Source organism: Prevotella sp. MGM1 (genome assembly GCF_002933775.1).
Classification (GTDB): domain Bacteria; phylum Bacteroidota; class Bacteroidia; order Bacteroidales; family Bacteroidaceae; genus Prevotella.
This window is the reverse complement of record NZ_BEWV01000166.1, coordinates 1-1,042: the sequence shown is the minus strand read 5'-3', so window position 1 is coordinate 1,042 and position 1,042 is coordinate 1. Positions and strand designations below refer to the sequence as shown.

General features: G+C 52.5%; 1 pseudogene. It reads right to left on the bottom strand.

The features are described from left to right. Positions 1 to 963: pseudogene (locus MoGM_RS06205) on the bottom strand (alpha-2-macroglobulin); the annotation flags it as partial. Positions 964 to 1,042: the final 79 nt, after the last annotated feature.

Genomic DNA, 1,042 nt, shown 5'->3' with positions numbered 1-1,042 from the left:
ATATACATTCATCGTCAGCGACGATATGTTGCGCAATTCCCGGAGCTTGATGACACTGCCGACACCCGGAGCCACCGTGTTGTATTCGGAATATACCTCAAAGCGAGAGTCGGTCAGCGACTTCTTACGGTTACGCAGCACGTTGGCATGCTGCCAGCCGCCCCATTTTCCGATAGCGTAGTTTATGTAGCTTATCCTGTCTTCCACTGTCACGTCAGTACATATGTTCATGGCATCATACCGCTCTATGGCCGCCTCGCAGACTATGTCGAGATCGGAATATTCGTTGATAAGCGAATCGAGCGATTTTATATAGCCCGATTTATTCATTTTGCCGCCTCTCTCCATGCCGCTGCCACGCAACATCTCGAGCGCTGTAATGCAGGCCGCCTGTCGCATGCCTGCCGCACTGTAATAGCGGTGCATGGCCTCATGGTTGCGCGTCTCGTATCCGATGATGCTTAGCATGTCGTCGCCAAATACCGACGCATTATAGCCCTTTATCACAAACGGCTCGTACAACGACACGCGGGTGGCGGCGAGGGTCTTCACATCGGCGACGGCACGGGCCTTATAGTGTGCGGCAAGCGAGTCTGACGAGCAGCCGTCGAGTATCTCTCCGGAAAAAATTTTATACAGTATCGCACTGTAAACGGCACGCAGCACGGCATCTGACGTGTTTTTCTCTTTGGCCTTCAACCGGTCTGTCGCCGGGCCCAACGAGTCTACCGACAGGCCGCACAACAGTGACACCGATTTCATCTCGGCCTTGAGCAACTGCCCGTAGTCTTTCTCTCCCGCGGCCTTGGCCTGTATTTTCCTCAACACCTCTATCTGTGTCTTGGGCAGGTCTTTTCTTTCAGCCGCCTTCTCCTGGTTCCACAACGATGCGTATGTCTGTCCCTTGACGGGTACGAATGCCAGTGCCGCAAAGGCAATGATCGTAAAAACAGTTTTGTTCATGATAATAGTTTTTGACTTGTCCGGCCACGGCAGGCACTTCACTGCCACCGGCCTATATGTCTACAAAGGTATAACAAAT